Consider the following 26,708-nt stretch of genomic DNA (forward strand, 5'->3'; position numbering starts at 1 on the left):
CTTTTGTGTGCGGCTCCTTTCTCTTTCGTGCGCGCACCAGTGGTTCAGGCGCGAATCCCGGCACGGAATTTGGGAACCCGCATGCTGACTTTGGTCCCCGCGCCCGGTGCGGTCTCGACGACCAACCCGTAGTCGTTACCGAACGCGGCGCGCAGGCGGTCATCGACATTGGCGAGGCCAACATGGGCCGCCTCGCCGGTGCGGGCGGGTCCGGCACCGGTGTCGACGGCATCGAGCGCGCCCGAGCGCAGCAGATCGGGATCCATGCCGATGCCGTCGTCTTCGACGCTGATCAGGCAGTCTGTGCCCGCGTCGGTGGCGACGATGCTGAGTTGGCCGCCGCGGCCACCACCGGCGAGGCCGTGCCGGACCGCGTTCTCTACCAACGGCTGTAGAGCCAGGAACGGCAGGACGACGCCGAGAACTTCCGGTGCGATCCGCAATCGAACATCCAGTGCGTCACCGAAGCGAGCCTGTTCCAACGCCAGATACCGCTCGATATTGCGCAATTCGTCGGCCAGCACGGTGAATTCGCCTGCGGCACGGAAGGAATAGCGCGTGAAGTCGGCGAATTCGAGAATCAGCTCCCGTGCCCGATCCGGGTCGGTACGGACGAACGAGGCGATCGTATTGAGCGCGTTGTAGATGAAATGCGGACTGATCTGAGCCCGCAGAGCGCGCAGTTCCGCCCGATCGACCCGAGCTCGCGAGGCATCCAACTCGGCCAGCTCCAACTGCCCACACGCATACCGCGCCACCTCCGCGGCCGCCCCGAGCATCCCTGGCCCCGGCTTACCGGTCGTCACCATCCCCAGCGCCCCGACCGCCGCCCCCGCGTCGATCAACAACGGTTGCGCGATCAACGTGTGCTCGTCACCGGCAACCAGCACCGGACGCTCATCGGCAACAGCGCGTCGCGCCGCATCGGCGAACAGCGCGTGCATTCCCGTGTGCGGACCGTCCCAGGCCAGCAATGTCGCCTCGGCGTCGGCCACACCCAGCGCCTCGGCGCCGGCGAGCGCGCGCAGGTGTGGCGCGGCCTCGGTCGCCGACTCTTCGGTGAGCCCGCGCCGCAACGGCACCGCGGCCAGCGACGCGGTGTGCAGCGCTTGGTGAACGGCCCGCTGCGCGGGCGTGGTGACGACCCGCTGGGTCCGCCGCCACACCAGCAAAGCCACGATCAGTAGGGCGAGGGCCGCGGCGGTCACGATGAAGGTGGTCAACGAGTGGGCCGTTCCGAGTGCACCCACCGATTATGTCGGTGACCTTCACCACGACACGCCGCCCCACGCCGAGGTGCGGTTCGGGGCGCGCGCGCCGAGTGGCAAATGTGTCGGACCCCCGTGCATAGAATGCCAAGGCCAACCCCCGCCGACTCTATGGGAGGAAGGACCGTCTTGGCTCCGTCCGGATCGTTCGTTCACCTGCACAACCACACCGAGTACTCGATGCTCGATGGAGCGGCGAAGATCTCGCCGCTGTTCGCGGAGGCGGATCGGTTGGGCATGACCGCGGTCGGTATGACCGACCACGGCAACATGTACGGCGCCTCGGAGTTCTACAACAGTGCCAAGAAGGCCGGCATCAAGCCGATCATCGGCATCGAGGCCTACATCGCACCGGGCTCGCGTTTCGACACCAAGCGCGTGAAGTGGGGCGACCCCGGCCAGAAGGGCGATGACGTCTCCGGCTCGGGCGCCTACACCCACATGACGATGGTCGCCGAGAACGCGACCGGTCTGCGTAACCTGTTCAAGCTGTCGAGCCTGGCCTCGATCGAGGGCCAGCTGGGCAAGTGGGCGCGCATGGACGAGGAGATCATCGCCCAGCACGCCGAAGGAATCATCGCCACGACCGGCTGCCCGTCGGGTGAGGTGCAGACCCGTCTGCGCCTCGGCCATGATCGCGAAGCCCTCGAAGCCGCTGCGAAGTGGCAGGAGATCTTCGGCGCCGACAACTTCTTCCTCGAGGTGATGGACCACGGTCTGTCGATCGAGCGGCGGGTCCGTGAGGGCCTGATCGATATCAGCTCCCAGCTCGGTATCCCGCCGATCGCGACCAACGACTGCCATTACGTGACCAAGGACCAGTCGGTCAACCACGAAGCGCTGCTGTGTATTCAGACCGGTAAGACGCTCTCGGACCCGACCCGGTTCAAGTTCGACGGTGACGGCTACTACCTCAAGTCCGCCGCGGAGATGCGTGCCATCTGGGACGCCGAAGTCCCCGGCGCCTGCGACAACACCGAACTCATCGGCGAGCGCGTGCAGCCCTACGACGACGTCTGGGAACACCGCGACCGGATGCCGGTCTTCCCGGTGCCCGAAGGCCACACCCAGGCCACCTGGCTGCGTAAGGAAGTCCTCGACGGTCTCGATCGCCGCTTCCCCGACGGTCCCTCGCGCGAATACCTCGACCGGGCCGACTTCGAACTCAACGTCATCTGCGAAATGGGTTTCCCCGCCTACTTCCTCGTCGTCGGTGACCTGATCAAGCACGCGCTCGAAGTCGGCATCCGGGTCGGCCCTGGTCGTGGTTCGGCCGCCGGTTCGCTGGTCGCCTACGCGATGGGTATCACCAATATCGACCCCATCCCGCACGGGCTGCTGTTCGAGCGATTCCTCAATCCCGAGCGCGTGTCGATGCCCGATATCGATATCGACTTCGATGATCGCCGCCGCGGTGAGATGGTCCGCTACGCCACCGAGAAGTGGGGCAGTGACCGGGTTGCGCAGGTGATCACGTTCGGCACCATCAAGACCAAGGCCGCGATCAAGGACTCCGCGCGAGTGTTGTTCGGCCAGCCCGGTTTCGCTATCGCCGATCAGATCTCGAAGGCGTTGCCGCCGCCGATCATGGCCAAGGACATCTCGGTCGCGGGTATCACCGATCCGGATCATGAGCGGTACAAGGAAGCCGCCGAGGTTCGTGAACTGATCTCGTCCAATCCCGATGTCGCCAAGATCTACGAGACCGCGAAGGGTTTGGAAGGCCTGATCCGTAACGCGGGTGTGCATGCTTGCGCGGTCATCATGTCCTCGGAGCCGCTGACCGACGCGATCCCGGTGTGGAAGCGCGCGCAGGACGGTGCGATCATCACCGGTTGGGATTATCCGTCGTGTGAGGCCATCGGCCTGTTGAAGATGGACTTCCTGGGTCTGCGCAACCTCACCGTCATCGGTGATGCCCTGGAGAACATCAAGGCCAACCGCGGCATCGATCTGGACATGGACAACCTGCCGCTCGACGACCCGGCCACCTACGAATTGCTCGCCCGGGGTGACACTCTCGGCGTGTTCCAGCTCGACGGCGGTGCGATGCGCGACCTGCTGCGCCGCATGCAGCCCACCGGTTTCGGCGATATCGTCGCCGTCCTCGCGCTGTATCGCCCCGGCCCGATGGGCATGAATGCCCACAACGACTACGCCGACCGCAAGAACAACCGCCAAGAAGTCAAACCGATCCACCCCGAGCTCGAAGAACCACTGAAAGAGATCCTGGCCGACACCTTCGGCCTGATCGTCTATCAGGAACAGATCATGCAGATCGCGCAGAAGGTGGCCGGGTACTCGCTCGGCCAAGCCGATATCCTGCGCCGCGCGATGGGTAAGAAGAAGCTGTCGGTGCTGGAAGAGGCTTATGCCGGCTTCCGTGACGGCATGCTGGCCAACGACTTCTCCGAACCCGCCATCAAGGCGCTGTGGGACACGATTCTCCCGTTCGCCGGTTACGCGTTCAACAAGTCGCACGCCGCCGGGTACGGCCTCGTCTCCTTCTGGACCGCCTACCTCAAGGCCAATTATCCGGCCGAGTACATGGCCGGTCTGCTCACATCGGTCGGTGACGACAAGGACAAAGCCGCGATCTACCTGTCGGACTGCCGCAAGATGGGCATCACGGTGCTGCCGCCCGATGTCAACGAATCGGAGCTGAACTTCGCCTCCGTCGGCACCGATATCCGCTTCGGCCTCGGCGCGGTCCGCAATGTCGGCACCAACGTGGTCGGCTCGATCATCGCCGCGCGCAAGGAGAAGTCGAAATTCACCGACTTCTCCGACTACCTCAACAAGATCGACGCGATCGCCTGCTCCAAGAAGGTCACCGAATCCCTCATCAAGGCAGGCGGTTTCGATTCCCTCGGGCATCCGCGCAAGGGCCTGCTGTTGATCCACTCGGATGCGATCGACGCGGTGATGTCGACCAAGAAGGCCGAGGCGATCGGCCAGTTCGACCTGTTCGGTGGACTCGGTGACGGCGACGAATCGATGGCGTCGGTGTTCAATGTCAAAGTCCCCGAGGACGAATGGGAGACCAAGCACAAGCTCGCCCTCGAACGCGAGATGCTGGGCCTCTACGTGTCCGGGCATCCGCTCAACGGTGTCGAGCACGTGCTGGCCGCCCAGGTCGACACGCCCATCCCGGCGATCCTGGAAGGCGACGTCAAGGACGGCGCGCAGGTGACCATCGGTGGCATCCTCGCCTCGGTGAACCGCCGCATCAACAAGAACGGCCTGGCCTGGGCTTCGGCCCAGCTGGAGGACCTCACCGGTGGCGTGGAAGTGCTGTTCTTCCCGCAGTCGTACTCGGTGTACGGCATGGATGTGGTCGAAGACGCCGTGGTGCTGGTGAAGGCCCGCGTCTCGGTCCGTGACGACCGCATCTCGCTGATCGCCAACGACCTTGTCGTACCGGACCTTTCGGCCATCGGCGTGGCCAAACCGGTGTCGGTCGTGATGACCACCCGCATGTGCACACCCGACAAACTCGGCGAACTCAAGAAGGTCCTCACCCGCCACCAGGGCACCTCGGACGTCTTCATCCGCCACGTCGGCGCCCGCGAGAAAACCACCATGCTCAAACTCGACGACGCCTGGCGGGTCTCCCCGTCCTCGGCATTGATGGGCGACCTGAAAGCACTGCTCGGCCCGGGCTGCCTCGGCTGAGTGAGCCCGCAACGGCGAAGCCACCCGCAGAGCTGCGAGCGGCTTCGCCGACTGGTCCGGGCTACAGAGTGGTGAACTCGGGCGTCCGAGCCACGGAAGAGACAGCGGCGGTGCTGGGTTCACGCTCCAGCCGGTGAGACACCGCGACGGTGGCGAGCATTGCCAGACCGAAGGCTGCGCCGATCGAGCCGACCGAGGCGTAGCCGAGCCCCGCACCGATTGCCAGTCCACCGAGCCACGGGCCGACCGTGATCCCGACGTTGAACGCCGAGAAGTTGGTCGCCGCGGCCAGCGTCGGCGCACCGTCGGCCAGCGCGAAGACGCGAGTGTTCAATGCCGGGTTCGTGGCGAAACCGAAAGCGCCGAGAAGCGGGACGAGCACGATCATCGCTGCGGGGGAGTGCGCGCTGATGGCGATCGCGATCGCGACCGTCGACATCCCGGCAGCCCCCACATACAGGGTCCGGAACGGATGTGCGTCGGCGAAGCGACCACCGATGGTGATCCCGATCAACCCGCCGACACCGTACAGACCCAATACCGCCGGGACCCACGCAACCGCGATGCCGGTGGTGCCGGTCAGCATCGCGCCGAGGTAGGCGAAGGTGACGAATGCCGAACCCGTCGAGAGCGCGGTGGCGCCGTAGGACACCCACAGCCGTGGATTCGCCATCACCCGTAATTCGCCGCGCAGCGCCGCGACAGTGGCGGGCCGACCGCCGGGAACCTTCGCGAGCACACCGATCATGGTCAGCGCGGACAGGCCGGCGACCGCCCAGAAGGCCGCGCGCCAGCCCAGATGTTGGCCGATGACGGTGCCTGCGGGCAGTCCGATGATCGTGGCGATGGTGAGTCCGCCCGCGACGATGCTCATCGCCCGCCCCCGCGATTGTGGCGCCACCAGGCTCATCACGGTCGCCGCGGCCAGCGCCCAGAACCCGGCGTAGACGAAGGCGCTCACCACTCGTGTCCCGAAGATCACCCAGTAGTCGCTGCTCAGCGCGCCGACGACATGGGCGGCAACGAAGATCGCGAGGAAGGCTAGTAGTGCGTCACGGCGAGGCCAGCGCAGCGTCACCACGGCCAGCAGCGGTGCGCCGACCAGCATGCCCAGCGCGAAGGCCGAGATGAGCAGTCCCGCACTGGGAATGGAGACGCCGAGGTCGGCAGCCATTTCGGGCAGGAGACCGGCGAGCATCAGCTCGGAGGTGCCCTGGGCGAAGATGGACAGGCCGAGGATGTAGACAGCGACTGGCACGACAGACCTTTCTTGTGGCGACTGTTTTGAATCAATCAGTCCAAAACGAGGACATGATGATAGGTAGCGAGGCTCGGGGATCTCAGAGGCAGTGCATCGCGGTATCGGCGATGGCGGTGAGGGTGGCGCGGTCCGCACCGCCGCGCGCTGCGACCCGCATGCCGCTGATGGTGGCGGTCAGGAACTGGGCGATGGCGCGTGCGTCGCGATCGGCGGTGAATTCGCCTGCGCGCTGGCCGCTTTCGATTGTCGCGGTGAGTGCGTCGAGGCGACGCTCCCCATCGGCGTGCAGGGTTGCCCGTGCGTCGGCATCGTGTGGGGCGAGCTCGACGATCGAGTTGACTACGAGGCAGCCCGCCGGTTCGGTCTCCGGCGCCTCGGCGGCCCGGCGCAGAACGGTGGCGATCCGCTCCCTGGCCGGGGCGTCGCTGTCGAGGATGTCGAACAGTGGCGCGTTCTTCGTGGCGATGTAGTGCTGCAGGGCGCGATCGAACAGGTCACGTTTGCTGGTGAAGGTGTTGTAGATGCTGCTGCGACCCAAACCTGTTGCGGTGCACAGGTCCTGGGTGGAGGTCGACTCGTAACCGGCAGACCAGAATGCCCGCATTGCAGCGTCCACCGCACGGTGCTCGTCGAATTCCTTGGGTCGGGCCACGTCGACGACCGTAGCATGTTTTGAACAGGTCGGTCCAAAAAAGTGCTGTGTGCGAACACAGCGACATCGGCGATCCTGCTGTGGTGGGTCGTGATAGCAGCCCCGCGAACTACGAGCTAGCGTCGAGAGACGTGACGTCCGTGCCGCTGCTCGACTCGCCACCGCACTCCCGCGACCCGTCGCGGGCGGTCTCGTGGCGAATGTCAGGGCGAGCGGCACTGGTCGTCGCGGCGGTGCTGATCGTGGCGCAGCTGGGGTTGCGCGGCTGGATCGCGGCGTCCGGGTTCTTCTACTGGGACGATTTTCTGCTGATCGGGCGGGTGAGCAGTCAGCCACTGTTCTCGACAGAACTGCTGTTCACCAGTCACGACGGTCACGTGATGCCGCTCGCCTTCGTGCTGACCTGGCTGGTCACCGAGGCGGCGCCGATGAACTGGGCGGCCGCGGTCGTCGTGCTGGTGGGCTTGCAGGTGCTCGCGTCGCTGGCTGTGTTGCGTCTGCTCGTGGTGCTGCTCGGGATGCGGGCGCGGATGCTGGTGCCGTTGGTCTTCTACCTGTTCGTGCCGTTGACGGTGCCCGCGTTCGCCTGGTGGTCGGCGGCGGTGAACGCGCTGCCCTTGCAGATCGCCCTTGCCTGGGTGAGCGCCGACGCGGTGCGGTTGGTGCGGACCGGGCAGCGTCGGTACGCGGTCTCGGGCGCTGTGGTGTTCGCGGTGGCGTTGCTGTTCTTCGAGAAATCGGTGGTCGTGCTGCCGGTGGCTTTCGCCGTTGTCGTGCTGGCCGCGCACGTGACGGGCGGGTCGGTGCGTGAGGCCGCCCGGCGTGGGGCTGTGCTCTGGACGGCGGGAGGGGCGGTGTTGCTGGCTTGGTCGGCGTGCTTCCTGCTCGTCATCCAACGTCCGCGCGGACTCTCGGCTCCCGAACACCCCGGCGCCCTGTGGAGCCGGGCACTGTCGGATGGTTTGGTGCCCGCACTGTTCGGCGGCCCGTGGCGCTGGGAACGCTGGCAACCCTCCACCCCGTGGGCGGATTCGCCGAGCGTGCTGATCGCGCTGAGTTGGGTGACGCTGATCCTGTTCGCGGCGTGGACGATTCGCGCTCGCAGCCGAGTTATCGCGATCTGGGTGTGCGCCGCCGGATACGCGGTTCTGACCATCGCGCCTGTCGTCATCCTGCGCGACGGCCCGAGCACCGCGGGTCTGCTCCTGCAATCGGTACGCTATTTCGCCGACTTCGCCGTGATCGCCACTGTCGCGCTCGCGCTGATTGCCGTAGCACCCCGCCGACACCGGTCGAGTTCGGTGCGGGGATCGAACAAGACTGCACGCCAAGAGGTTCCGGCGGGCGTCGATCTCACACGCATCGTCAACGGGCTGGCTCCGATCGAGACGAGACGAGACGGTCGAGCGTGGCAGACGGCGGGTATCGCGGCGGTCGTCGTGTTCCTCGTGAGCAGCGTGTACTCGACGGTCACCTTCACCAGATCATGGGAACCGAGCCCGGCCCGCACCTACGTCACCGGTGTTCACGCCGCGCTCCCCGGTGTCGCCGACGCACCACTCCTACCCCAAGAAGTCCCGTGGAACGTCCTGAACCCCTTGGCATTCCCCGAGAACATGACCGACCGCGTCTTCGCCCCGCTGGCAACCCCCACCACCTTCGCCCTGTCGACCCCACGCCTGCGCATGATCACCGACGAAGGCGCCATCGTCGACGCCCAGGTCTGGTGGAATCGCGCCATCGTCGAGGGCCCCGAACCCCGCTGCGGCTACCGCGTGCCCGGCACCACCGGCGTCAACCTCCCGCTCGACGGGCCCATGCAGATCCGCGACTGGACCGCCCAGGTCAACTACAACGCCGAACGTGACGGCCGGATCGCCCTGTCCTTCGAAGGCGAGACCGAAACGATCGCCGACGTGCGCGCGGGCCTGAACATCGTGTACGTCCGGCTGCTCGGTGGCGGCGACACCTTGCGGATCAGGTCCCTCGACGACCGGCAGTCGCTGTGTATCGGCGCCGGACCGGTCGGCGTCACCGCGCACTCGCAGTGAACGAGCACACCGGCGCGAGGCATGCGATGCTGGGCCGATGAGGCAGTTTCGGGTGTGGGCACCGGAGGCACGAGAGGTGCGGCTGCGACTTGACGGGGTCGAGCACCCGATGCGAAGAAACGGCGGCGGGAACTGGTCGGTGCACGTCGACGCAGGTCAGGGGACCCGCTACGGGTTCCTGATCGATGACGACGCGACGGTACTGCCCGATCCGCGCTCACCCCGCCAACCCGACGGCGTGCACGAAACCTCCGCCGTCCACGACCTCGACCCCTCGGTCTGGACCGACCGGAACTGGACCGGCAGACCACTGGCAGGCTCGGTGTTCTACGAACTCCACATCGGCACCTTCACCCCCGAAGGCACCTTCGACGCGGCGATCGAGCACCTGGACCATCTCGTCACCCTCGGCGTCACCACCGTCGAACTCATGCCGGTCAACGCCTTCGACGGCACCCACAACTGGGGCTACGACGGCGTGCTCTGGTACGCGGTGCAGGAGAGCTACGGGGGCCCCGACGGCCTGCAACGCTTCGTCGACGCCTGCCACGCCCGCGGTCTGGCCGTCTGCCTCGACGTGGTCTACAACCACCTCGGCCCCTGCGGAAACTACCTGCCCCGCTTCGGCCCCTACCTCGCGACCGGCCGCAACACCTGGGGTCAAAGCCTCAACCTCGACGGACCGGGTTCGGATGCGGTGCGCACCTACGTCATCGACAACGCCCTGCGCTGGCTGCGCGAATTCCACATCGACGCACTGCGCATCGACGCCGTCCACGCGCTCGTCGACCGCACCGCCACCCACCTCCTGGAGGAACTCAGCGTCGAAACCACGGCGCTGGCAGCACATCTGGGCCGCCCGCTGAGCCTGATCGCCGAGAGCGATCTCAACGACCCCCGCCTGATCACTCCGCGCGCGGCTGGCGGCTACGGCCTGACCGGCCAGTGGAACGACGACCTGCACCACGCCGTCCACACCGCGGTCTCGGGCGAAAGGCAAGGCTACTACGCCGATTTCGGTTCCCTGGCCTGCCTCATGCAGACCCTCACGCACGGGTTCTTCCACGCCGCAACATATTCCAGCTTCCGTGGCCGCACCCACGGTGCCCCACTGCCACGCGACCTCGTCCCCGGCAGTGCCCTGCTCGGCTACACCTGCAACCACGATCAAATCGGCAATCGCGCGATCGGCGACCGGCCCAGCGCCTATCTCACCCCCGGCCAGCTCGCGGTGAAGGCGGCGCTGGTGCTGCTCTCGGCGAGCACCCCGATGCTGTTCATGGGGGAGGAGTGGGGCGCGCGAACCCCGTTCCAGTTCTTCACCTCCCACACCGACCCCGTTGTCGCCGCGGCCACCGCCTCCGGGCGCCGCGCCGAATTCGCCGAGCACGGCTGGTCCACCGACGAGGTGCCCGACCCGCAGGACCCGGCCACCTTCACCCGCTCCAAGCTCGACTGGACCGAGGTCGGCGGCGAACCGCACGCCCGGCTGCTCGCCTGCTACCGCGGCCTGCTCGCCCTGCGTAAGTCGCGGCCCGAGTTCACCGATCCCTGGCTGGAACGCGTGTGGGCCGACTATGACGAGGCACAACGTTGGTTCATCCTCCGTCGTGGCCGAATAGCGGTGGTGTGCAACCTCGCTGAGGACGAAGTGGTGATCCCGGTGCACGGTCGCGTACTGCTCGCCTGGTCACCCGCCACGGAAAGTGGTGCGGGAACACTCATTTCGGGCCACAGCTTCGCCGTACTCGAGGAAGGTGACGGCGCGGGCACGGTGATCACGCAGTGATGACGCCCGGCCACGGGTCGGCCACAGTCCGAAACGAGCCGTTGCCGAATGGACATAACGCCGTATAGTCAGATGATGAGCAACGACGCTTACGGGCAGGAAAGCGCTGCCCTCCCGGCCGGTGTCGGGGGCTACGCCCCGGCTGGATTCGGCCCGCTGGTGCGCGCATTCGCCACCTTGATCGGCAACCGTCGCGACGCGGGCGGGGCACTCGCGGTCTACCGGCACGGAGAACCGCTCGCCCATTTCTGGATCGGCAGCGCGGGCGACCGACCCTGGAACGCGAACACCGCTCCGATCGTGTTCTCCGCGACCAAGGGCGTGACCGCCACTGTCATCCACCGCCTCGCCGATCGCGGCCTGATCGACTACCAGGCCCCGGTCGCCGAATACTGGCCGCGCTTCGCCGCGCACGGCAAGGGCGCGATCACCGTCGCCGACGTGCTCACCCACCGGGCCGGACTGTCGTCGCTGTCCGCGGTCGCCGACACCGCCGCCGAAGCCCTCGATCACGAGCTGATGGAGGACCGCCTCGCGCTGTCCAGGCCCGACCGGATGCTCGGCACCCCCACCTACCACGCCCTGACCTACGGCTGGCTGCTCGCGGGCATTGCCAGAGGCGTCACCGGTCGCAGCATGAGCGAGCTGATTCGCAGCGAGGTCACCGATCCGCTCGGCATCGACGGCATCCACCTCGGGCGCCCGCCCGCAGACTCGTCGACCGAATACGCCCAGCTCGCGGGCGCGCACATGAGCTTCGCCGCGCACCCGCTCGCCGCCGGTTTCCTCGCCAAGGTCGGCTTCCGGCTACCCGGACCGCTCGGTGCGGCCGCCCGCTGCCTGTTCGTGCCCGGCCTCGACGCGATCCTCGACGGTGAGGACCCGCCGGTCCTGAACACCGAGATGCCCGCGGGCAACGGTGTCGCGACCGCCGCCGGACTGGCGAAGATGTACGCCGCGCTGGCCGACGGCGTCACCGTCGACGGCTCGCCGTTCCTGTCGCCGAGCACGCACGCCACGATCCGCCGGATCCAGACCTACCGGCTCGACCACGCGCTGTTCTACCTGCCGATGATGTGGCATCTGGGCTATCACTCGCTGCCCGTGCCCGGCGCACGGCACGCTTTCGGTCACATCGGCCTGGGCGGTTCGTTCGGCTGGGTCGACCCGCAGTCGGGCCTGTCGGTGGCCTACGTGCACAACCGCCTCGACCAGATCCTGCTGCCCTACGACCAGTTCGCCATGGGCTGGCTGCTGCCGCTGGTGCTGTCGAGTGTGCGCGCGAGCCGCGAACCCCGGCGCCGTGCGGACCGTGCGGCGGCCTGACTACGTGAGGTAGCGGTAGGCGGGGGAGCCCGGTTCCAGGCGTTCGGCCTGGATCGGGGACTCCTCGATGCGATGCATCAGCGAGGCCAGGTCGTCGGTCGCACCGAGTTCGATGCCGACCAGCGCCGCCCCGGTGTCGCGGTTGTTGCGCTTGACGTACTCGAACATGGTGATGTCGTCGTCGGGGCCGAGGACATCGTCGAGGAAGCGGCGCAGCGCACCGGGTTCCTGCGGGAAGTCGACCAGGAAGTAGTGCTTGAGACCGCGGTGCACGAGCGAGCGTTCGATGATCTCGCCGTAGCGCGAGACATCGTTGTTGCCGCCCGAGACCAGCACCACGACGGTGCTGCCGGGTTCGACATCGATCTCGGCCAGCGCCGCGGTGGCCAGCGCGCCTGCGGGCTCGGCGATGATGCCTTCGCTCTGGTAGAGGTCGAGCATCGCAGTGCAGATGGCGCCCTCGTCGACCAGCATCACCCGGAAAGGTGCTGTGCCGGTGTGGGTTTCGGGTGTGGTGAGCAGCGGCAGCGAGGCATGCGAGACCATCTTCCCGCCGAACGACGCGGCCGCTCGGTAGGGCAGATCGCCGATGCGGCGCACGGCGGCACCGTCGACGAACGGGTCGATCTCGGGCAGCGTCACCGGCGCACCGGCCACCAGCGCCGCGGTGAGCGAGGCCGCACCCGCGGGTTCGACGCCGAGCAGACCGGTCTGCGGCGCCCGTTCACGCAGGTAGGTGCCGATGCCTGCCAGACAGCCACCGCCGCCGACCGGCACGATCACCAGGTCGGGCGCGGTGCCGAGCTGCTCGAGGAATTCCGCGGCGATGGTGCCCTGACCGGCGGCCGTGCGGGCGTCGTCGAACGGCGGGACCATGGTGGCGCCGGTGCGGGCGACATCGTCGGCGGCGGCCGCTGCGGCGGCGTCGTAGGTCTCGCCGACCGCGATCAACTCGACGAACTCGCCGCCGTGCACGCGAATACGGTCACGCTTCTGCTTGGGGGTGGTGGTCGGCACGTAGATGCGCCCGCGCACACCCATCGCCCGGCAGGCGAAGGCCACGCCCTGTGCGTGGTTGCCCGCGCTCGCGGCCACCACGCCGGCCGCGCGTTCGGCGGGGGTGAGTTGCACCATCAGGTTGTAGGCGCCGCGCAGCTTGTAGGAGCGGACCGCGGTCAGGTCCTCGCGCTTGAGGTAGACCTGCGCGCCGGCGCTCGCCGACAGGCGTGCGCTGTACTGCAACGGTGTCGGCTCGATGATGTCGGAAATTCGCTTGGCGGCGGCGTCGATCTCGTCCGCGGACAGCGGCGGACGGATTACGGACACTTCGGCGACGTCAGCGATGGGGGGCACCTCGACAATGCTACCGAGGCCCTCGCCACGCTCGATCAGTGGAACCACCCGCCGTCGCAGTGCCGGCGAGTGGGCTCCCACCTGCGGGTTTCAGCGCGGGGTGAGGACGAAGACCGGGATCACGCGATCGGTCTTCTTGGTGTACTCGTCGTAGTCGGGCCACACGGCGACCGCGCGCTCCCACCACCGCGCACGTTCCTCGCCGAAGACCTCGCGCGCGGTGTAGTCCTTGGTGGTGGTGCCGTCGCGCAGTTCGACGTGCGGATCGGCCTTGATGTTGTAGTACCAGACGGGGTTCTTCGGCGCCCCGCCCAGCGAGGCCACGACGGCGTACTCACCGTCGTGCTCGACCCGCATCAGCGGCGTCTTGCGCAGCTTGCCGGTCTTGGCGCCCTTGGTGGTGAGCAGGATGACGGGCTTGCCTTGCATCGAGGTGCCCTCGGTGCCGCCGGAATTCTCGTAAGCCTCGGCCTGTTCGCGTGCCCAGTCCGAGGTGCTCGGTGCGTACTCTCCTGTCAATGGCATGACCTGCACAACGAATCAACGCTATGTGATGTTCCCGACAGAGTCACTCGGGAAAGTTCGGTGGCCCGAACTTCGATGTGCGCCTATCCTGGTCTGCATGGCAGTGCTCACCTCACCGGCAGCATCCGCGACCGTCGACATCGCGGGTAGCGCCTGGCCGGTCTACAAGCTCGAGGCGCTCGTCGCCGCGCTCGTGGTCGGTTCGCTGTTGCTGCTGATCGTCGGGTCGCCGCAGGTCGCGGTGCTGGCCGGGGCCGCAGTTGCCGCCGTTCGCTGGACTATCGGCGCCACCCGCACCGCATCACGCAGCTGATTCGACGCGCCTGACGTCCGCCTAGATCTCCGGCGCCCATATGGTTCGGGCCGAGCTGGTTCCCTCTGATTCGAGTCCCGTGCCCGCTCACTCCGCCAGTTCGAGCGCGCTCAACTCCGCGCGCGAGAGCACACCCAGCTTCGGATACGCCTTGTAGAGGTGATGGCCGACCGTGCGGTGGCTCAGGAACAGCCGCGCCGCGATCTCCCGATTCGACAAGCCCTGCGCCGCCAGCCGCACGATCTGTGACTCCTGCGGGGTGAGCGAGCTCAGCGGTCCGCCGCTCGCTCGCGCACCGGTGCCGACCCCGAGTGCGCCGAGTTCGGTGCGGGCGCGTTCGCTCCACGGTGCCGCGTCGAGCCGGTCGAACAGGGCCATCGCCTGTTCGAGTTGGGTGCGCGCGTCGACCTTCCGTTTGTCGCGGCGCAGCCATTCGCCGTAGAGCAGTCGGGTGCGGGCTTCGTCGAACGGCCGGTTCGTGGCGAGTGCGGATCGGAAGTGCTGCTCGGCGTCCGGTCCGTCGGCCAGCAACGCACGTCCACGGGCGGCCAGTGCCGCGATCCATTCCTGTCCGGCCCGCTGCGACCACTGGTTGAGCCGATCGAGCGCCTCGGTGGCGCGGTCGGTCGCGCCGAGCCGAACCGCCACTTCGATCTGATCCGGAAGCGTGCGCAGCCCGATCACGTGATGCCGAGCCGGCTCGACCGTCATATGCGCGAGCTCTGTCCGCGCCAGTTCCAGCCTGCCCTCGCCGAGTGCCAGCAGGGCCACGGCGGCATGCGCCCACGACGCACCGACCGCGCCCGGCCCACCGAATTCCTCGGCTACCGCCCGCTCGGCATGCTCGTCACACGATGCCGAATCACCTTGTAGCGCAGCGAGATACGCCAGGAACGCATGGATCTGACTGACCCATTGCGCCTGCCCGATGTCGCGGGCGATCCGCAATCCCTCTTCGGCCGCGATCCGGCTCTCCTTCGGCCGTCCACCGAACAGCAACCCCTCGGATCGAAAGAACAGCAGCGGCGCGAGCACCCCGATCCGCCCTTGCTCTCGGCCTTCCCTGATCAACTCACCGGCCAGCTCCTCGACCTGCTCGTCCTGCCCGACCACCAGGCCGCTGCCGCACAGTTGCACGAGATCAGCCGGACTTTCCGCCCCGCTCGCCTTGGCGGCAGCGGCGGCATCCCGCAGGTCAGCGACCCACTGTCCCGTCACCGACCCGGTCAGGTACCGAGCGATCGGCGTCGCGGGATCGTCTTCCACCAGCCGCAGCGTCGCCAGTACGGCCGCGACTTCGTCGAGTTCCTCCGGCCCGAGATACCACCCGGTGTGCACCGCCTTGGTCAGGATTCGCGCCGCACCACGAGGATCGCTGTCCCGCACCGCCACAGCCGCCGCCATCAACCGTCGATGCGCGGAACCCGGCTTGCCACCGGCGAATTCGGCTTGTGCCCGCACCAAGTCCAGTCGCAGCCCGTACCCGCTACCACCGAACTGCTCCCCGTCGCCTACCCCTGCGGCGCTGTACGGCTCGCGTCCACTCGGGCCGCCATCCGCCAGGCCGTTGCGGGCAACCTCGGTCACCTGTGTACGGACGTCGAATTCGACGCTGTGTGGCGAGGATTCGCCAGTAGGTGACGCGAGTTCGGTGCGTTCCGTATCGAGCTGAGGGGCGCCGGATATCGAACCGGGTCGCGAGGTAGTCGGCGGACCGACCGCCTCGGCCCTGATCTCGCTCGACAAGGCCGCGGCTCGCTCGGCCAACCGCTCCGCGCGGTCGGTGAGGCCTGCCTCCGTCGCGGACTCGGCGGCGAGGACGAGTCGGCGCACGCGGGCGTTCGTGTCGATGCTCAGCGCGGCCGCACGATCGTAGGCGGCCACAGCGGCGTGGAGGCCGTGGCGGCGCCGGGCCCGGTCGGCCGTTCGCTCCAGTGCGGTCGCGGTGTCTTCGTCGGGACCTGTTGCGGCGCTGGCGAGATGCCACGCGCGCACATCGGCGGCTTCGGCATCGGTCAGTGCGTCGGCGAGCGCGCGATGGGCGGCCAGACGATCGGTGAGCGCGGCGCCCTGGTACACCGCCGACCGCATCAGCGGATGGTGCCAGGTCAGCGCCTGACCGTCGGCACCGATCAGGCCCGCGTCCTGGGCGGGTTGCAGATCCCGCAGTGACGCACCGAGGTCGGCCGCGGCACGCAGAATCGGCGCCAGATCCGCCGCACCGGCCGCCGCCGCGATCAGCAGGACGGTCCGCGTGGCCGCGGGCAAGCGGGTGACCCGACCGTGGAAGGCCAACTGCAACCGCTGCGTCAACGGCAAGGGATTCGCATCACCGTCCTCGCCGACTACGCTCGGAAGTTCCAGCAGTGCAAGCGGATTACCACCCGACTCGGCGAGCAATCGATACCGTACGGCCGGACTCAGCGGCGTTGTCCCGGCATCGAGCAGCGCCGCCGACGCATCGGGGCGTAACCCCGACAGCGCGAGTTCCGTCAGCCCGGGCGCGGGAAAATCCTGCGGCCCCGACCGCGTCGCGAACAGCATCACCACACCTTCAGCATCGAGCCTGCGCGCCGCGAACAACAGTGCCTCCGCGCTGGCCTGATCCAGCCAGTGCGCGTCATCGATCACGCACAGCAGCGGCCCCTGCGCCGCCTCCTCCGCGAGCAGGGTCAACACCGCCAGCCCGATCAGCATCCGATCGGCGGGAGCACCGTCGCCGAGCCCGAATGCCGCTTCGAGGGCGTCTCGCTGGCGCGACGGCAGTTGCCGCACCAGCGCCATGCCCGGCCGGACCAGCAGATGCAGTGCCGCGAAGGGCAATTCGGCCTCGGACTCGATGCCCGCACTGCGCACGGTCGGAAAACCTTGCGTCGCCGCGTAATCCAGCAGCGCGGTCTTGCCGATCCCGGCCTCACCACGCAACACCAAGGCCCCGCTTCGACCCGTGCGCGCCGCACTGAGCAGGTCATCGATCCTGGCCTGTTCGTCGTCGCGTCCGTGCAGCATGGGCTCCACCGTATCGCCGTACCGGTACCGGCAGTAGTAGCGACGGAAAAAGTACCTATAGGCGACTGATTCGACCGACCCCCATGGCGCCATAACGTTGTACCCATCGCAGGAACAACCAGCGAAACGCCAGCTCAAAGCCTATATCGGAGGTCGAGATGAACACCGTCGTCGCGCAGTACCTGGAAGCCTGGAACACCCGCGAGCCCGCCGCCCGCCGCTCCGCGGTCGCCCGCCTGTTCACCCCGGACGCCCGCTACGTGGACCCGCTGGTCGCGGTCACCGGCCACGCCGAACTCGAGGCCGCCATCGTCGGCGTCCAAGCCCAGTTCCCCGACTGGACCTTCACCCTCGCAGGCCCGATCGACGCCCACCACGACCAGGTCCGCTTCACCTGGGGCCTCGGCCCCGCCGACGCCCCCGCCGTAGTGATCGGCTTCGACGTCGCCGTCCTCACCGACGGCCGCATCAACAGCGTCTTCGGCTTCCTCGACCAGGTCCCCGCCGCCTGACGCGACAGCGTTCACCAAATGCATTCGCACCCAAGGAGATTTGCCATGACAACCGCCACCACCCCGTCCCGCCTGTCCGCCCTGTTCGCCTCCGGCGAGAACCTGCTGCGTCTGTCCCTTCGCCTCGACGCCGTCGTTACCACCGCCAACGGCCTTGCCTACCTCGCCCTGGCACAACCACTGGAACGGTTGCTCGGCCTCGACGCCACCGTCGGCCTGGCGATCGGCGCCTTCCTCACCGCGTACGGCATCGGCGTCGCGCTCGTCGGCCGTCCGGCGCGCACCAACCGTGCGGCGGCGTCGGCGGTGGCGATCGGCAACACCGCCTGGGTGGTGGCCAGCCTCGCAGCCGTGGTGACCGGCTTGCTCGGGCTCACCACGGTCGGTGCGGTGTGGGCGGTTATGCAGTCGGCGACCGTCGGCGGTTTCGCCGCCCTGCAGTACCTCGGCCTGCGTCGCAGCCGCTGAGCCGATCACGAGAGGGCCGAGGCGCCATGCTTCGGCCCTTTCCTCGTGCCCGCGCCGGTGAAGTGCTGTGCTCGCTCGAATGCGGTGTCCGGGTACCGGATCCTACGCGTAGATGCTCAGCGCACCAACAGGGCAACCGGCAAGCGGGCGAACAGCTTTTCCAATCGGGCGTTACCCGCGTAAGTATTGCCGGTCAGGCGGTCAGTCCAATTACCTTGTGGCAGCGGTAGAGTGGTGTCGAGCCAGCCTGTCGCGGCGAGCCCCACCGAATGCCGGGTCGCCGCGACGATCACCTCCGGTGCTTCACCCGCGGGACCCCGCCCGTAGGCGACGAACCGATGAGCGTGCTCACCGGCGGCATACAGCGGCCGGTACATCCCGCCGACGAAACATTCCGGCCGCTCCCGGCGCAACCACAGCGCATACGCCACCACCCACATCTTCGCGGCGCCGGTGGTATCCAGAGTCGGTGTGTCGGTGAGTGACTGGAGCATCCCGACCCGGGTGGCGAAATTGACCGGGCGCCGATTGTCGGGGTCGACGAGGGAGTCCTCCCACAGCTCGGTGCCCTGATAGATATCGGGAATTCCCGGCGCGCCAAGCTGCAACAGCTTCTGTGCCACCGCATCCGACCATGCGTGCGGCGCGAGTTCATGGGCCAGGTCTCCGATTCCGGTACCGACCGGCCCATCGATCACCGCGTCGAGCCAGCCGTGCACGGCCGATTCGAACTCCGCGTCGGGCTCCTCCCACGACGTCTTCGTCCCCGCCTCGCGAATCGACTTCTCCGCGAACATGTGCAGCCGATCCCGCAGCCCCGGCACCGACGACGCGGGTCGCCCGTCGGCGGGCCACACCCCGAACATGTTCTGCAACAAGAACAGTGCCGTCGCCCCGTCGGGCGCGGGGGTCGTCTCCAACCATCCACGCACCCGCTGCGACCACACATCGGCGACCTGCGACAGCACCCCGATCCGGGCGCGCACATCTTCGCCGCGCTTGGTGTCGTGGGTCGAGATCGTCGTCATGGTCGCGGGCCAGCGCTGCGCGCGTTCACTGTTGGACAGGTGGAAGTCGTTGATGGTGTGCCCGAATCGCGCCGGATTACCACCCACCTCCTGCAGCGACACCAGCCGCGCACCCTGGTAGAACATGGTGTCCTCGACCGACTTCGCGGTGATCGCCCCGCACACCTGCGAGAACCTGGTCGCCGCTTCACCGCCCACCGACAGGGCGGTCACCAGCACCGAAAGCGGTGCCGTCAGTTCGGCATTGCGCTTCTCCACCTCCGCCACGACCGCGGCCGTCATGCCCGCCAGTGGCGCGTAGTCCACCCGGTACACCGGCATGAAAGCCAGCACCTCGATGGTCGCGTTGGTCACCGCGAGGGTGTCAAAACTGCCCGCGTTGCCGTCGCGTTTGATCGCGGCCACCAACCGCCGGATCTCCGGCGCCAGAATGGTTTCCGCGACCGCTCGCTTGATCCGATGCTCGGTCTCACCGAACCACGCCCGATCGCTGCCGTGTCCCGCGACGTGCTGGGACAGCTCGGTCAGCGGCGCCTCGCCCGCCGGATCGATCAGCACCCCACCGAGATCGGCGAGCGCGTCGTACCCGGTGGTTCCGTCGATCGGCAGCGTCGCGTCCAGGGGTTCGCGATTGGCGAGGATCTTCTCCACCAACAGCAGCCGTTGCGGTCCGATCAGTCTGCGCAACCGCGTCAGATACGCACTCGGATAAGACAATCCGTCCGGATGGTCGACCCGAACCCCATCGATCAGATCGTGTTCGCACCAGGCCGCCAGCTCCCGGTGCGTCGCCTCGAACACCTCCGGGTCCTCCTGCCGGAGCGCGGCCAGGCTGCTCACCGCGAAGAACCGCCGATACGTGCACACCCCCGCCTTCCAGCTGACGAGGCGGTAGTGCTGGCGGTCGTGGATGCGCAGTGCGTTGTCGCCGTCGGTGCCCGCCGCGATCGGGAATCGCAGATCGTGCAGTGCCAGCATCGGTTCCGGCCCGGACCGGTCCACGGTGAGCGCGGCCGGATCGTTCTCGTTCTGCAGAACCGGGAGCGCCAGTCGTCCGCCCGCGCCGTTGCCCGAGCTCCAGTCGATGTCGAAGAACTTGGCGTACTTCGACTTGCGGCCGTTGCGCAGTACATCCCACCACCACTGATTCTGGTGCGGGTCGGCGACACCGACATGGTTGGGCACCAGGTCGACGATCAATCCCATTCCGCGACTGCGCACTTCGTCCGAGAGCGCCTTGAGGCCCGTCGGCCCGCCGAGCGCGGCCGATACCGTGGTCGGATCGGTGACGTCGTAACCGTGTGTCGATCCGTGCGCCGCGGTCAGGATCGGCGACAGGTAAAGGTGTGAGATGCCGAGCTGCTGCAGGTATTCGGCGATGGCGCGGGCATCGGCGAAGGTGAGCGCGTCGGGGCGCAACTGCAGCCGGTAGGTGCTGCGCACCGTACGGGCCCGCACGGGCGCGCGATGCAGCATGGTCAGTGGGTCGGTCACGTAGGTTTCGGTCATCGTCTCGTTCGGCGGCTAGGCGGTTCGGCGCAATACGAGCAGGCAGCGGCTGGCCACCGGCAGCGTCGTGGCGGCGGCGTACACCGCGTCGGCCGCGCCGGTCGGGGTCGAGCAATCAAGGGCGAGTGACCACTGCGCACCGAATTCCGGGCCGGGCAGCACGAAATCGATCGCCTCGTCGTGCGCATTGAAGCACAGCAGGAACGAGTCGTCGGTGATGCGCTCACCGCGCGGACCGGGTTCGGCGATGCCGTCGCCGTCGAGCAGGACGGCCAGGGATTTCCCGAAGCCGCTGTCCCAGTCGTCGTTGGTCATCTCGTTGCCCGCGGGCGCGAACCAGGCGATCTCACGCCGGTGACCCTGGTCGTCGCTCGGACCGGCGGCCAGGAATCGGCGCCGCCGGAAGATCGGGTGCTCGGTGCGCAGGGCGATCACGGTCCGGGTGAATTCGAGCAGGTCGGCATTCGACTCCGCCAGCGACCAGTCCATCCACGCCAGCGGCGAATCCTGGCAGTACACATTGTTGTTGCCGAGCTGGGTGCGGCCGATCTCGTCGCCGTGGGCGAGCATCGGCGTGCCCTGACTCAGAATCAGCGTGGCCAGCAGATTGCGTTGTTGACGAGCGCGCAGCGCGAGCACCCGCGGATCGTCGGTCTCACCTTCGACGCCACAGTTCCATGACCGGTTGTGGCTTTCGCCGTCCCGGTTGCCCTCGCCGTTGGCGTCGTTGTGTTTCTCGTTGTAGGACACCAGGTCTCGCAGCGTGAACCCGTCGTGCGCGGTGACGAAGTTGATGCTGGCACCCGGTCGGCGACCCGTCGACTCGTACAGATCCGACGACCCGGTGAGCCGAGAGGCGAACTCGCCCAACGTCGCAGGCTCGCCGCGCCAGTAATCACGCACCGTGTCACGGTATTTGCCGTTCCACTCGGTCCACAGACTGGGGAAGTTGCCCACCTGGTAGCCGCCCTCGCCGACGTCCCACGGTTCAGCGATGAGCTTGACCTGGCTCACCACCGGGTCCTGGTGGACCAGGTCGAAGAACGCGGAAAGCCGGTCCACATCGTGCAATTCGCGTGCCAGCGTCGCGGCGAGGTCGAAGCGGAAGCCGTCGACGTGCATGTCCAGAATCCAGTACCGCAGCGAGTCCATGATCAGCTGCAGGGTGTGCGGGTGCCGGACATTGAGGCTGTTGCCGGTGCCGGTGTAGTCCTTGTAGTGCTCGGGGTCGTCTTCTTCGAGGCGGTAGTAGGCGGCATTGTCGATCCCACGCAGGCTCAGCGTCGGCCCGTTGTGGTTGCCCTCGCCGGTGTGGTTGTAGACGACGTCGAGAATCACCTCGATGCCCTCGGCGTGCATCGCCCGCACCATCGCCTTGAACTCCGCCACCGCACCGTCGCCGCGGGGCCTGGCCGAATACTGGTTGTGCGGCGCGAGGTAGCCGATGCTGTTGTAGCCCCAGTAGTTTCGCAAACCCTGGTCGGTGAGCACGTGATCGTGGAAGAACTGGTGCACCGGCATGAGCTCGATCGCGGTGACCCCCAACGACTTCAGGTGCCCGATGATCGCTGGATGCGCCAGGCCCGCGTAGGTGCCGCGCAGATCCTCCGGGATGTCCGGGTGCGTCATCGTCAGGCCTTTGACGTGCGCCTCGTAGATCACCGTCTCGTGATAGGGCCGGTTCGGCGGCCGATCGGGACCCCAGTCGAAGAACGGGTTGATCACCACCCCGGTCATGGTGTGGCCCAATGAATCCAGGCCATAGGTATAGAGCGAGGGATCGTTGACGAACTCGCCGTCGAACGCCTTCCCGTACGGATCGAGCAGCAGTTTGCTGGGATCGCACCGCAGGCCGAGCTCGGGATCGTAGGGGCCGTGGATGCGAAAGCCGTAGCGCTGACCCGGCATGACGGCGGGCAGGTAGGCGTGCCAGACGTAACCGTCGACTTCGTCGAGATCGACGCGGGTCTCGGAGCCGTCCTTGGCGATCAGGCAGAGCTCGACCTTCGTGGCGACCTCGGAGAACACAGAGAAGTTCGTGCCACCGCCGTCGTAGGTCGCGCCGAGCGGATACGCGGTGCCCGGCCACACCTCGGGACGGTCGTTCGGGCTCGACATGCTACGACAGTAATGGAACCCCGCCACCCACCGCGCACGATGTGACCGGCACCGCTGCTCAGACGGCGTGCAACCGCCGGGCGGGAAGTGATAACTTGAACGGCGTTCAAGGCTGTCGTTTCGACGGCCCCGGGCGACGACGAGGAAACCTGTGGACCTGAGCCCCGAGCAGATCACCGCCCTCGATGCCGAACACGTCTGGCATCCCTACGGCGGATTCCCCGCCACCACCGAACCGCTGGTGGTGGCGAGCGCGGCGGGCACGCGACTCACCCTCGCCGACGGCCGCGAACTCGTCGACGGGATGAGCTCGTGGTGGGCTGCCGTGCACGGCTACTGCCACCCGGTCCTGGACGCGGCGCTACTCGCGCAATCGCAACGGATGAGTCACGTGATGTTCGGCGGGCTCACCCACGAACCGGCCACCCGCCTGGCTCAGTTGCTGGTCGAGATCACGCCCGCCGGCCTGGACAAGGTCTTCCTCTGCGATTCCGGCTCGGTATCGGTCGAGGTCGCGACGAAGATGTGCCTGCAGTACTGGCGCAGCGTCGGACGCCCGGCGAAGAACCGGCTGCTCACCTGGCGCGGGGGATACCACGGCGACACGTTCGCACCGATGAGCGTCTGCGATCCCGACGGCGGCATGCACTCGCTGTGGACCGACGTCCTCACCGAACAGATCTTCGCCCCCGCACCCCCGCGCGACTTCGAACCCGGCTACGTCGCCGAACTCGAACGCGCGGTCGCCACCCACCGCGACCAGCTGGCCGCGGTCATCGTCGAACCGGTCGTGCAGGGCGCGGGCGGCATGCGTTGGCACGACCCGCGCTATCTCACCGAACTGCGCCGGATCTGCGACGACAACGACGTCCTGCTCGTCTTCGACGAGATCGCCACCGGATTCGGCCGCACCGGCGAACTGTTCGCCGCCGACCACGCGGGCGTCGCTCCCGATGTGATGTGCGTCGGCAAGGCGTTGACCGGTGGCTATCTCACCTTGGCCGCCGCGCTGTGTACCTCACGCATCGCCGAGGCGATCAGCGCCGCGCACGGCGGGCTGATGCACGGGCCGACCTTCATGGGCAATCCACTGGCCTGTGCCGTGGCGGTCGCCTCGATCGAACTGCTGCTGTCGCGGGACTGGCGCGCGGAAGTGGCCCGGATCGAGGCCGAGCTGCGTGCGGGCCTCGCACCCCTCGCGGAACTGCCCGGCGTCGCCGAGGTTCGCGTGCTCGGCGCGATCGGCGTCGTCGAACTCGACGAACCCGTCGATATGCGCGCCGCTACCGACGCCGCGGTGAACGCGGGCGCTTGGCTGCGCCCGTTCCGCAACAACGTCTACACAATGCCCCCGTTCATCAGCACCTCCGCCGATATCGCCGTCATCACCGAGGCCGTGCGTGCGGCGGTGAAGGCTTCGGTCGCGTGACCGTGGCGGCTGCTCGGTTCGCCAGGAGTTCTCACCTCCTGAACGGTGTTCAAGTATGCTCCTCAACTGTGAGTACTGATCCGTTGAGCTGGTTGGACGAGCGTGCGGCCGAACGGGTCGACGCCGGGCTACGCAGGCAGCTGCGCGAGCGTGCCGCCGAGTCGCCCGCCATCGACCTCGCCTCCAACGACTACCTGGGCCTGCACCGGCACCCCGAGGTCGTCGAGGGTGCGATCGAGGCGGTGCGCCGCTGGGGAGCGGGCGCGACGGGCTCGCGCCTGGTCACCGGAACGACCACCGAGCACGCTCTCCTGGAACTCGAACTGGCCGAATTCGTCGGCGCCGAAACAGGATTGGTCTTCGCCACCGGTTACGCCGCCAACCTCGGCGTGGTCACCGCACTGTCCGGACGCGGCAGCTTCGTCGTCTCCGACGCGGGCTCGCACGCCTCACTGGTCGACGCGTGCAGGCTCTCCCGCGCACGAGTCGCGATCGCACCTCACCGCGATGTCGACGCGGTCGAACGACTGCTCGCCGAGCGCACCGAGGAGCGCGCGCTGGTCCTCACCGATTCGGTGTTCAGCGCCGACGGCGACCTCGCGCCGCTGGCCGATCTCCATCGCGTCACCCGCGAGAACGGCGCCGTCCTGATCGTCGACGAGGCCCATGGACTCGGTGTGCGCGGCGCGGGCGGCCGTGGTCTCGTGCACGAGCTGGGCCTGGCAGGCGAACCCGACCTCGTCGTCACCGCGACCCTGTCGAAGGCGTTCGCCGCCCAGGGCGGAGTCGTCCTGGCCGATGCCAGAATCCGCGCCCACCTCGTCGACGCCGCCCGCACCTTCATCTTCGATACCGGTCTGGCGCCCGCCGCGGTCGGCGCAGCCCGCGCCGCCCTGTCCCTGCTGCGCCGCGATCCTTCGATGGCCACCCGCGTCCTCGACCGCGCCGCCGACATCGCCCGGATCGCCGATGTCCCCGATCCCGATTCCGCGGTGGTCTCGGTCGTCCTCGGTGAAGCCCAGGTCGCGTTCGACGCCGCCCAGGCCTGCCGTGCCCGTGGTCTCGACGTCGGTTGCTTCCGCCCGCCGTCGGTCCCCGAAGGCACCTCGCGGCTGCGCCTCACCGCCCGGGCCGACCTCACCTCCGCCGAACTCGAGACGATCGCCGAGGTCCTCGGCGATGTCCTCGCATCGGCTCGCGGTAAGGAATCGGTGACGGTATGACCGTCCTGCTGATCAGCGGCACCTCGACCGACGTCGGCAAAACCGTCGTCACCGCGGCACTGGCCGCCGCCGCACAAGCCGCGGGCCGCACCGTCGCCGTCTGCAAACCCGCCCAGACCGGCATCGCCCCCGGCGAACCCGGCGACCTCGCCGAGATCACCCGCCTGACCGGGGTGACCCGCACCCTCGAACTCGCCCGCTACCCGGAACCGCTCGCCCCCGACACCGCCGCACGCCGCGCGGCCATGCCGCTACTGACGCTGAGCGACACCGTCGCCGCCGTCGAATCGCTCGTCGATGCCGACCTGGTACTGGTCGAAGGGGCGGGCGGACTGCTGGTGCGCATGGGGGAGTTCACCCTGCTCGACCTCGCGCAGAAGATCGGCGCACCCGTGCTGGTCGTCGCCGCGGCCGGACTCGGCACCCTCAACCACAGCGAACTCACCACGCGCACGCTCGCCGCGGCCGGTGTTCCGTGCGCCGGCCTGGTCATCGGCTCCTGGCCGACCGCCCCCGACCTCGCCGCGCAGTGCAATCGCGACGATCTTCCGCGAGTTACCCAGACCCCGGTGGTCGGCACTATCCCCGCGGGAGTGGGACAGTGGGACCGCGATCGCTTCACTGCGGCCGCGCCGGACTGGTTCACCACGGGTCTCTTGCTTGAAAACTGCCCTTGACCAGCCGATTTGACTTCGTGTTTGTCGGCACGTAACTTTATTCGAGTCAGAGCGACACGGACACCGACTCAGCCGCTAAGCGGTTCGAGACACGAGGTAGGACGTTGAGCGCCTGACTGATCATGTGTTCAGGGTTACATGCTTCGGGACTTGCTTCCGGGGGTAGCCTTGAGCTAAGTTTGAACTCTTGCCTCACCGAAACCCCTTCGAGAAGATGTCGGGTAGAAGTGTGTGCGTGTGTTCTTTGAGAACTCAATAGTGTGTCGATGAATGTCAGTGCCAATAATTATTATTGGTTCCAACTTCTCCGTACCCCCCGGTCGGTAGGAAGTTGGACATTTGAACAACAGCGAATCTTTTTGCTGGTGTTTGTTTTGCTAGGTTTTCGGACTCTAGTTTAGATATTTCTGATTGACCCTCTTCTGGGGGGTTGGTTAAGAGTCTTCAACGGAGAGTTTGATTCTGGCTCAGGACGAACGCTAGCGGCGTGCTTAACACATGCAAGTCGAGCGGTAAGGCCCT

Annotated in this window: 18 protein-coding genes and 1 rRNA gene; 11 read left to right on the forward strand and 8 right to left on the reverse strand. The window is 67.5% G+C overall.

The features are described from left to right. Nucleotides 1–44: 44 nt before the first annotated feature. A complete protein-coding gene (locus tag ACFW6D_RS21550) occupies nt 45–1,223 on the reverse strand; it encodes a sensor histidine kinase (RefSeq protein WP_379330756.1) in 1,179 nt (392 codons plus the stop codon). Between the two features lie 156 nt (nt 1,224–1,379). On the opposite strand from ACFW6D_RS21550, the gene dnaE reads away from it, so the two are divergent. Next, entirely contained in the window at nt 1,380–4,943 is a 3,564-nt protein-coding gene (gene dnaE / locus ACFW6D_RS21555) for a DNA polymerase III subunit alpha (RefSeq protein ID WP_379330706.1), read from the forward strand. A 61-nt stretch (nt 4,944–5,004) separates the two neighbouring features. Here dnaE and ACFW6D_RS21560 read toward each other — a convergent pair whose 3' ends face one another. Next, nucleotides 5,005–6,201: a Cmx/CmrA family chloramphenicol efflux MFS transporter gene (locus tag ACFW6D_RS21560; RefSeq protein ID WP_379330708.1), complete on the reverse strand. Its 1,197-nt coding sequence runs from the start codon at nt 6,199–6,201 to the stop codon at nt 5,005–5,007. 82 nt (nt 6,202–6,283) lie between these two features. Beyond that, the gene (locus tag ACFW6D_RS21565; protein WP_379330710.1) at nt 6,284–6,856 is read right to left on the reverse strand and encodes a TetR/AcrR family transcriptional regulator; all 573 of its coding nucleotides are present in this window, start codon (nt 6,854–6,856) and stop codon (nt 6,284–6,286) included. Between the two features lie 131 nt (nt 6,857–6,987). On the opposite strand from ACFW6D_RS21565, the gene ACFW6D_RS21570 reads away from it, so the two are divergent. From ACFW6D_RS21570 to ACFW6D_RS21580, 3 genes are all read left to right on the forward strand, one after another. Beyond that, on the forward strand, nt 6,988–8,907 hold the full coding sequence (locus tag ACFW6D_RS21570) for a hypothetical protein (RefSeq protein ID WP_379330712.1): 1,920 nt from the start codon (nt 6,988–6,990) through the stop codon (nt 8,905–8,907). 37 nt (nt 8,908–8,944) lie between these two features. Continuing rightward, nucleotides 8,945–10,696 (forward strand): malto-oligosyltrehalose trehalohydrolase, encoded by a 1,752-nt coding sequence (treZ, locus tag ACFW6D_RS21575; protein ID WP_379330714.1) that lies wholly within the window; start codon nt 8,945–8,947, stop codon nt 10,694–10,696. A gap of 75 nt (nt 10,697–10,771) precedes the next feature. Further along, on the forward strand, nt 10,772–12,022 hold the full coding sequence (locus ACFW6D_RS21580) for a serine hydrolase domain-containing protein (RefSeq protein WP_379330716.1): 1,251 nt from the start codon (nt 10,772–10,774) through the stop codon (nt 12,020–12,022). Here ACFW6D_RS21580 and ilvA read toward each other — a convergent pair whose 3' ends face one another. Beyond that, nucleotides 12,023–13,375, reverse strand: coding sequence for a threonine ammonia-lyase IlvA (gene ilvA, locus ACFW6D_RS21585; protein ID WP_379330718.1), 1,353 nt, complete (start codon nt 13,373–13,375; stop codon nt 12,023–12,025). It abuts the gene before it with no gap. A gap of 90 nt (nt 13,376–13,465) precedes the next feature. Next, nucleotides 13,466–13,900 carry a nitroreductase family deazaflavin-dependent oxidoreductase gene (locus ACFW6D_RS21590; protein ID WP_379330720.1) on the reverse strand — a complete coding sequence of 145 codons (435 nt, stop codon included), beginning with the start codon at nt 13,898–13,900 and terminating at the stop codon, nt 13,466–13,468. Between the two features lie 97 nt (nt 13,901–13,997). On the opposite strand from ACFW6D_RS21590, the gene ACFW6D_RS21595 reads away from it, so the two are divergent. Continuing rightward, entirely contained in the window at nt 13,998–14,213 is a 216-nt protein-coding gene (locus ACFW6D_RS21595) for a hypothetical protein (protein ID WP_379330722.1), read from the forward strand. An 87-nt stretch (nt 14,214–14,300) separates the two neighbouring features. On the opposite strand, the gene ACFW6D_RS21600 is transcribed toward ACFW6D_RS21595, so the two are convergent. Then, nucleotides 14,301–17,222, reverse strand: a complete 2,922-nt coding sequence (locus ACFW6D_RS21600; protein WP_379330724.1) for an AAA family ATPase — start codon at nt 17,220–17,222, stop codon at nt 14,301–14,303. A gap of 158 nt (nt 17,223–17,380) precedes the next feature. Here ACFW6D_RS21600 and ACFW6D_RS21605 point away from each other — a divergent pair, with 158 nt between their 5' ends. Together ACFW6D_RS21605 and ACFW6D_RS21610 are read left to right on the forward strand one after the other, a co-directional pair. Continuing rightward, nucleotides 17,381–17,734, forward strand: coding sequence for a nuclear transport factor 2 family protein (locus ACFW6D_RS21605; RefSeq protein ID WP_379330726.1), 354 nt, complete (start codon nt 17,381–17,383; stop codon nt 17,732–17,734). Between the two features lie 45 nt (nt 17,735–17,779). Next, nucleotides 17,780–18,202 carry a hypothetical protein gene (locus ACFW6D_RS21610; protein ID WP_379330728.1) on the forward strand — a complete coding sequence of 141 codons (423 nt, stop codon included), beginning with the start codon at nt 17,780–17,782 and terminating at the stop codon, nt 18,200–18,202. 116 nt (nt 18,203–18,318) lie between these two features. On the opposite strand, the gene treY is transcribed toward ACFW6D_RS21610, so the two are convergent. Beyond that, nucleotides 18,319–20,706, reverse strand: a complete 2,388-nt coding sequence (treY, locus tag ACFW6D_RS21615; RefSeq protein WP_379330758.1) for a malto-oligosyltrehalose synthase — start codon at nt 20,704–20,706, stop codon at nt 18,319–18,321. Nucleotides 20,707–20,754: 48 nt separating this feature from the next. Next, nucleotides 20,755–22,857: a glycogen debranching protein GlgX gene (gene glgX, locus ACFW6D_RS21620; protein WP_379330730.1), complete on the reverse strand. Its 2,103-nt coding sequence runs from the start codon at nt 22,855–22,857 to the stop codon at nt 20,755–20,757. Nucleotides 22,858–23,008: 151 nt separating this feature from the next. Here glgX and ACFW6D_RS21625 point away from each other — a divergent pair, with 151 nt between their 5' ends. The 4 genes from ACFW6D_RS21625 to ACFW6D_RS21640 form a co-directional block, all read left to right on the forward strand. Next, entirely contained in the window at nt 23,009–24,286 is a 1,278-nt protein-coding gene (locus tag ACFW6D_RS21625; protein ID WP_379330732.1) for an adenosylmethionine--8-amino-7-oxononanoate transaminase, read from the forward strand. A gap of 68 nt (nt 24,287–24,354) precedes the next feature. Further along, entirely contained in the window at nt 24,355–25,509 is a 1,155-nt protein-coding gene (locus ACFW6D_RS21630) for an 8-amino-7-oxononanoate synthase (RefSeq protein WP_379330734.1), read from the forward strand. After that, nucleotides 25,506–26,186, forward strand: coding sequence for a dethiobiotin synthase (gene bioD / locus ACFW6D_RS21635; RefSeq protein WP_379330736.1), 681 nt, complete (start codon nt 25,506–25,508; stop codon nt 26,184–26,186). Before ACFW6D_RS21630 ends, bioD begins: the two co-directional genes overlap by 4 nt. 444 nt (nt 26,187–26,630) lie before the next feature. Then, nucleotides 26,631–26,708 (forward strand): 16S ribosomal RNA (locus tag ACFW6D_RS21640); the annotation flags it as partial.

Origin of the sequence: Nocardia sp. NPDC058705 (assembly GCF_042749305.1) — a bacterium.
Lineage (GTDB): Bacteria > Actinomycetota > Actinomycetes > Mycobacteriales > Mycobacteriaceae > Nocardia.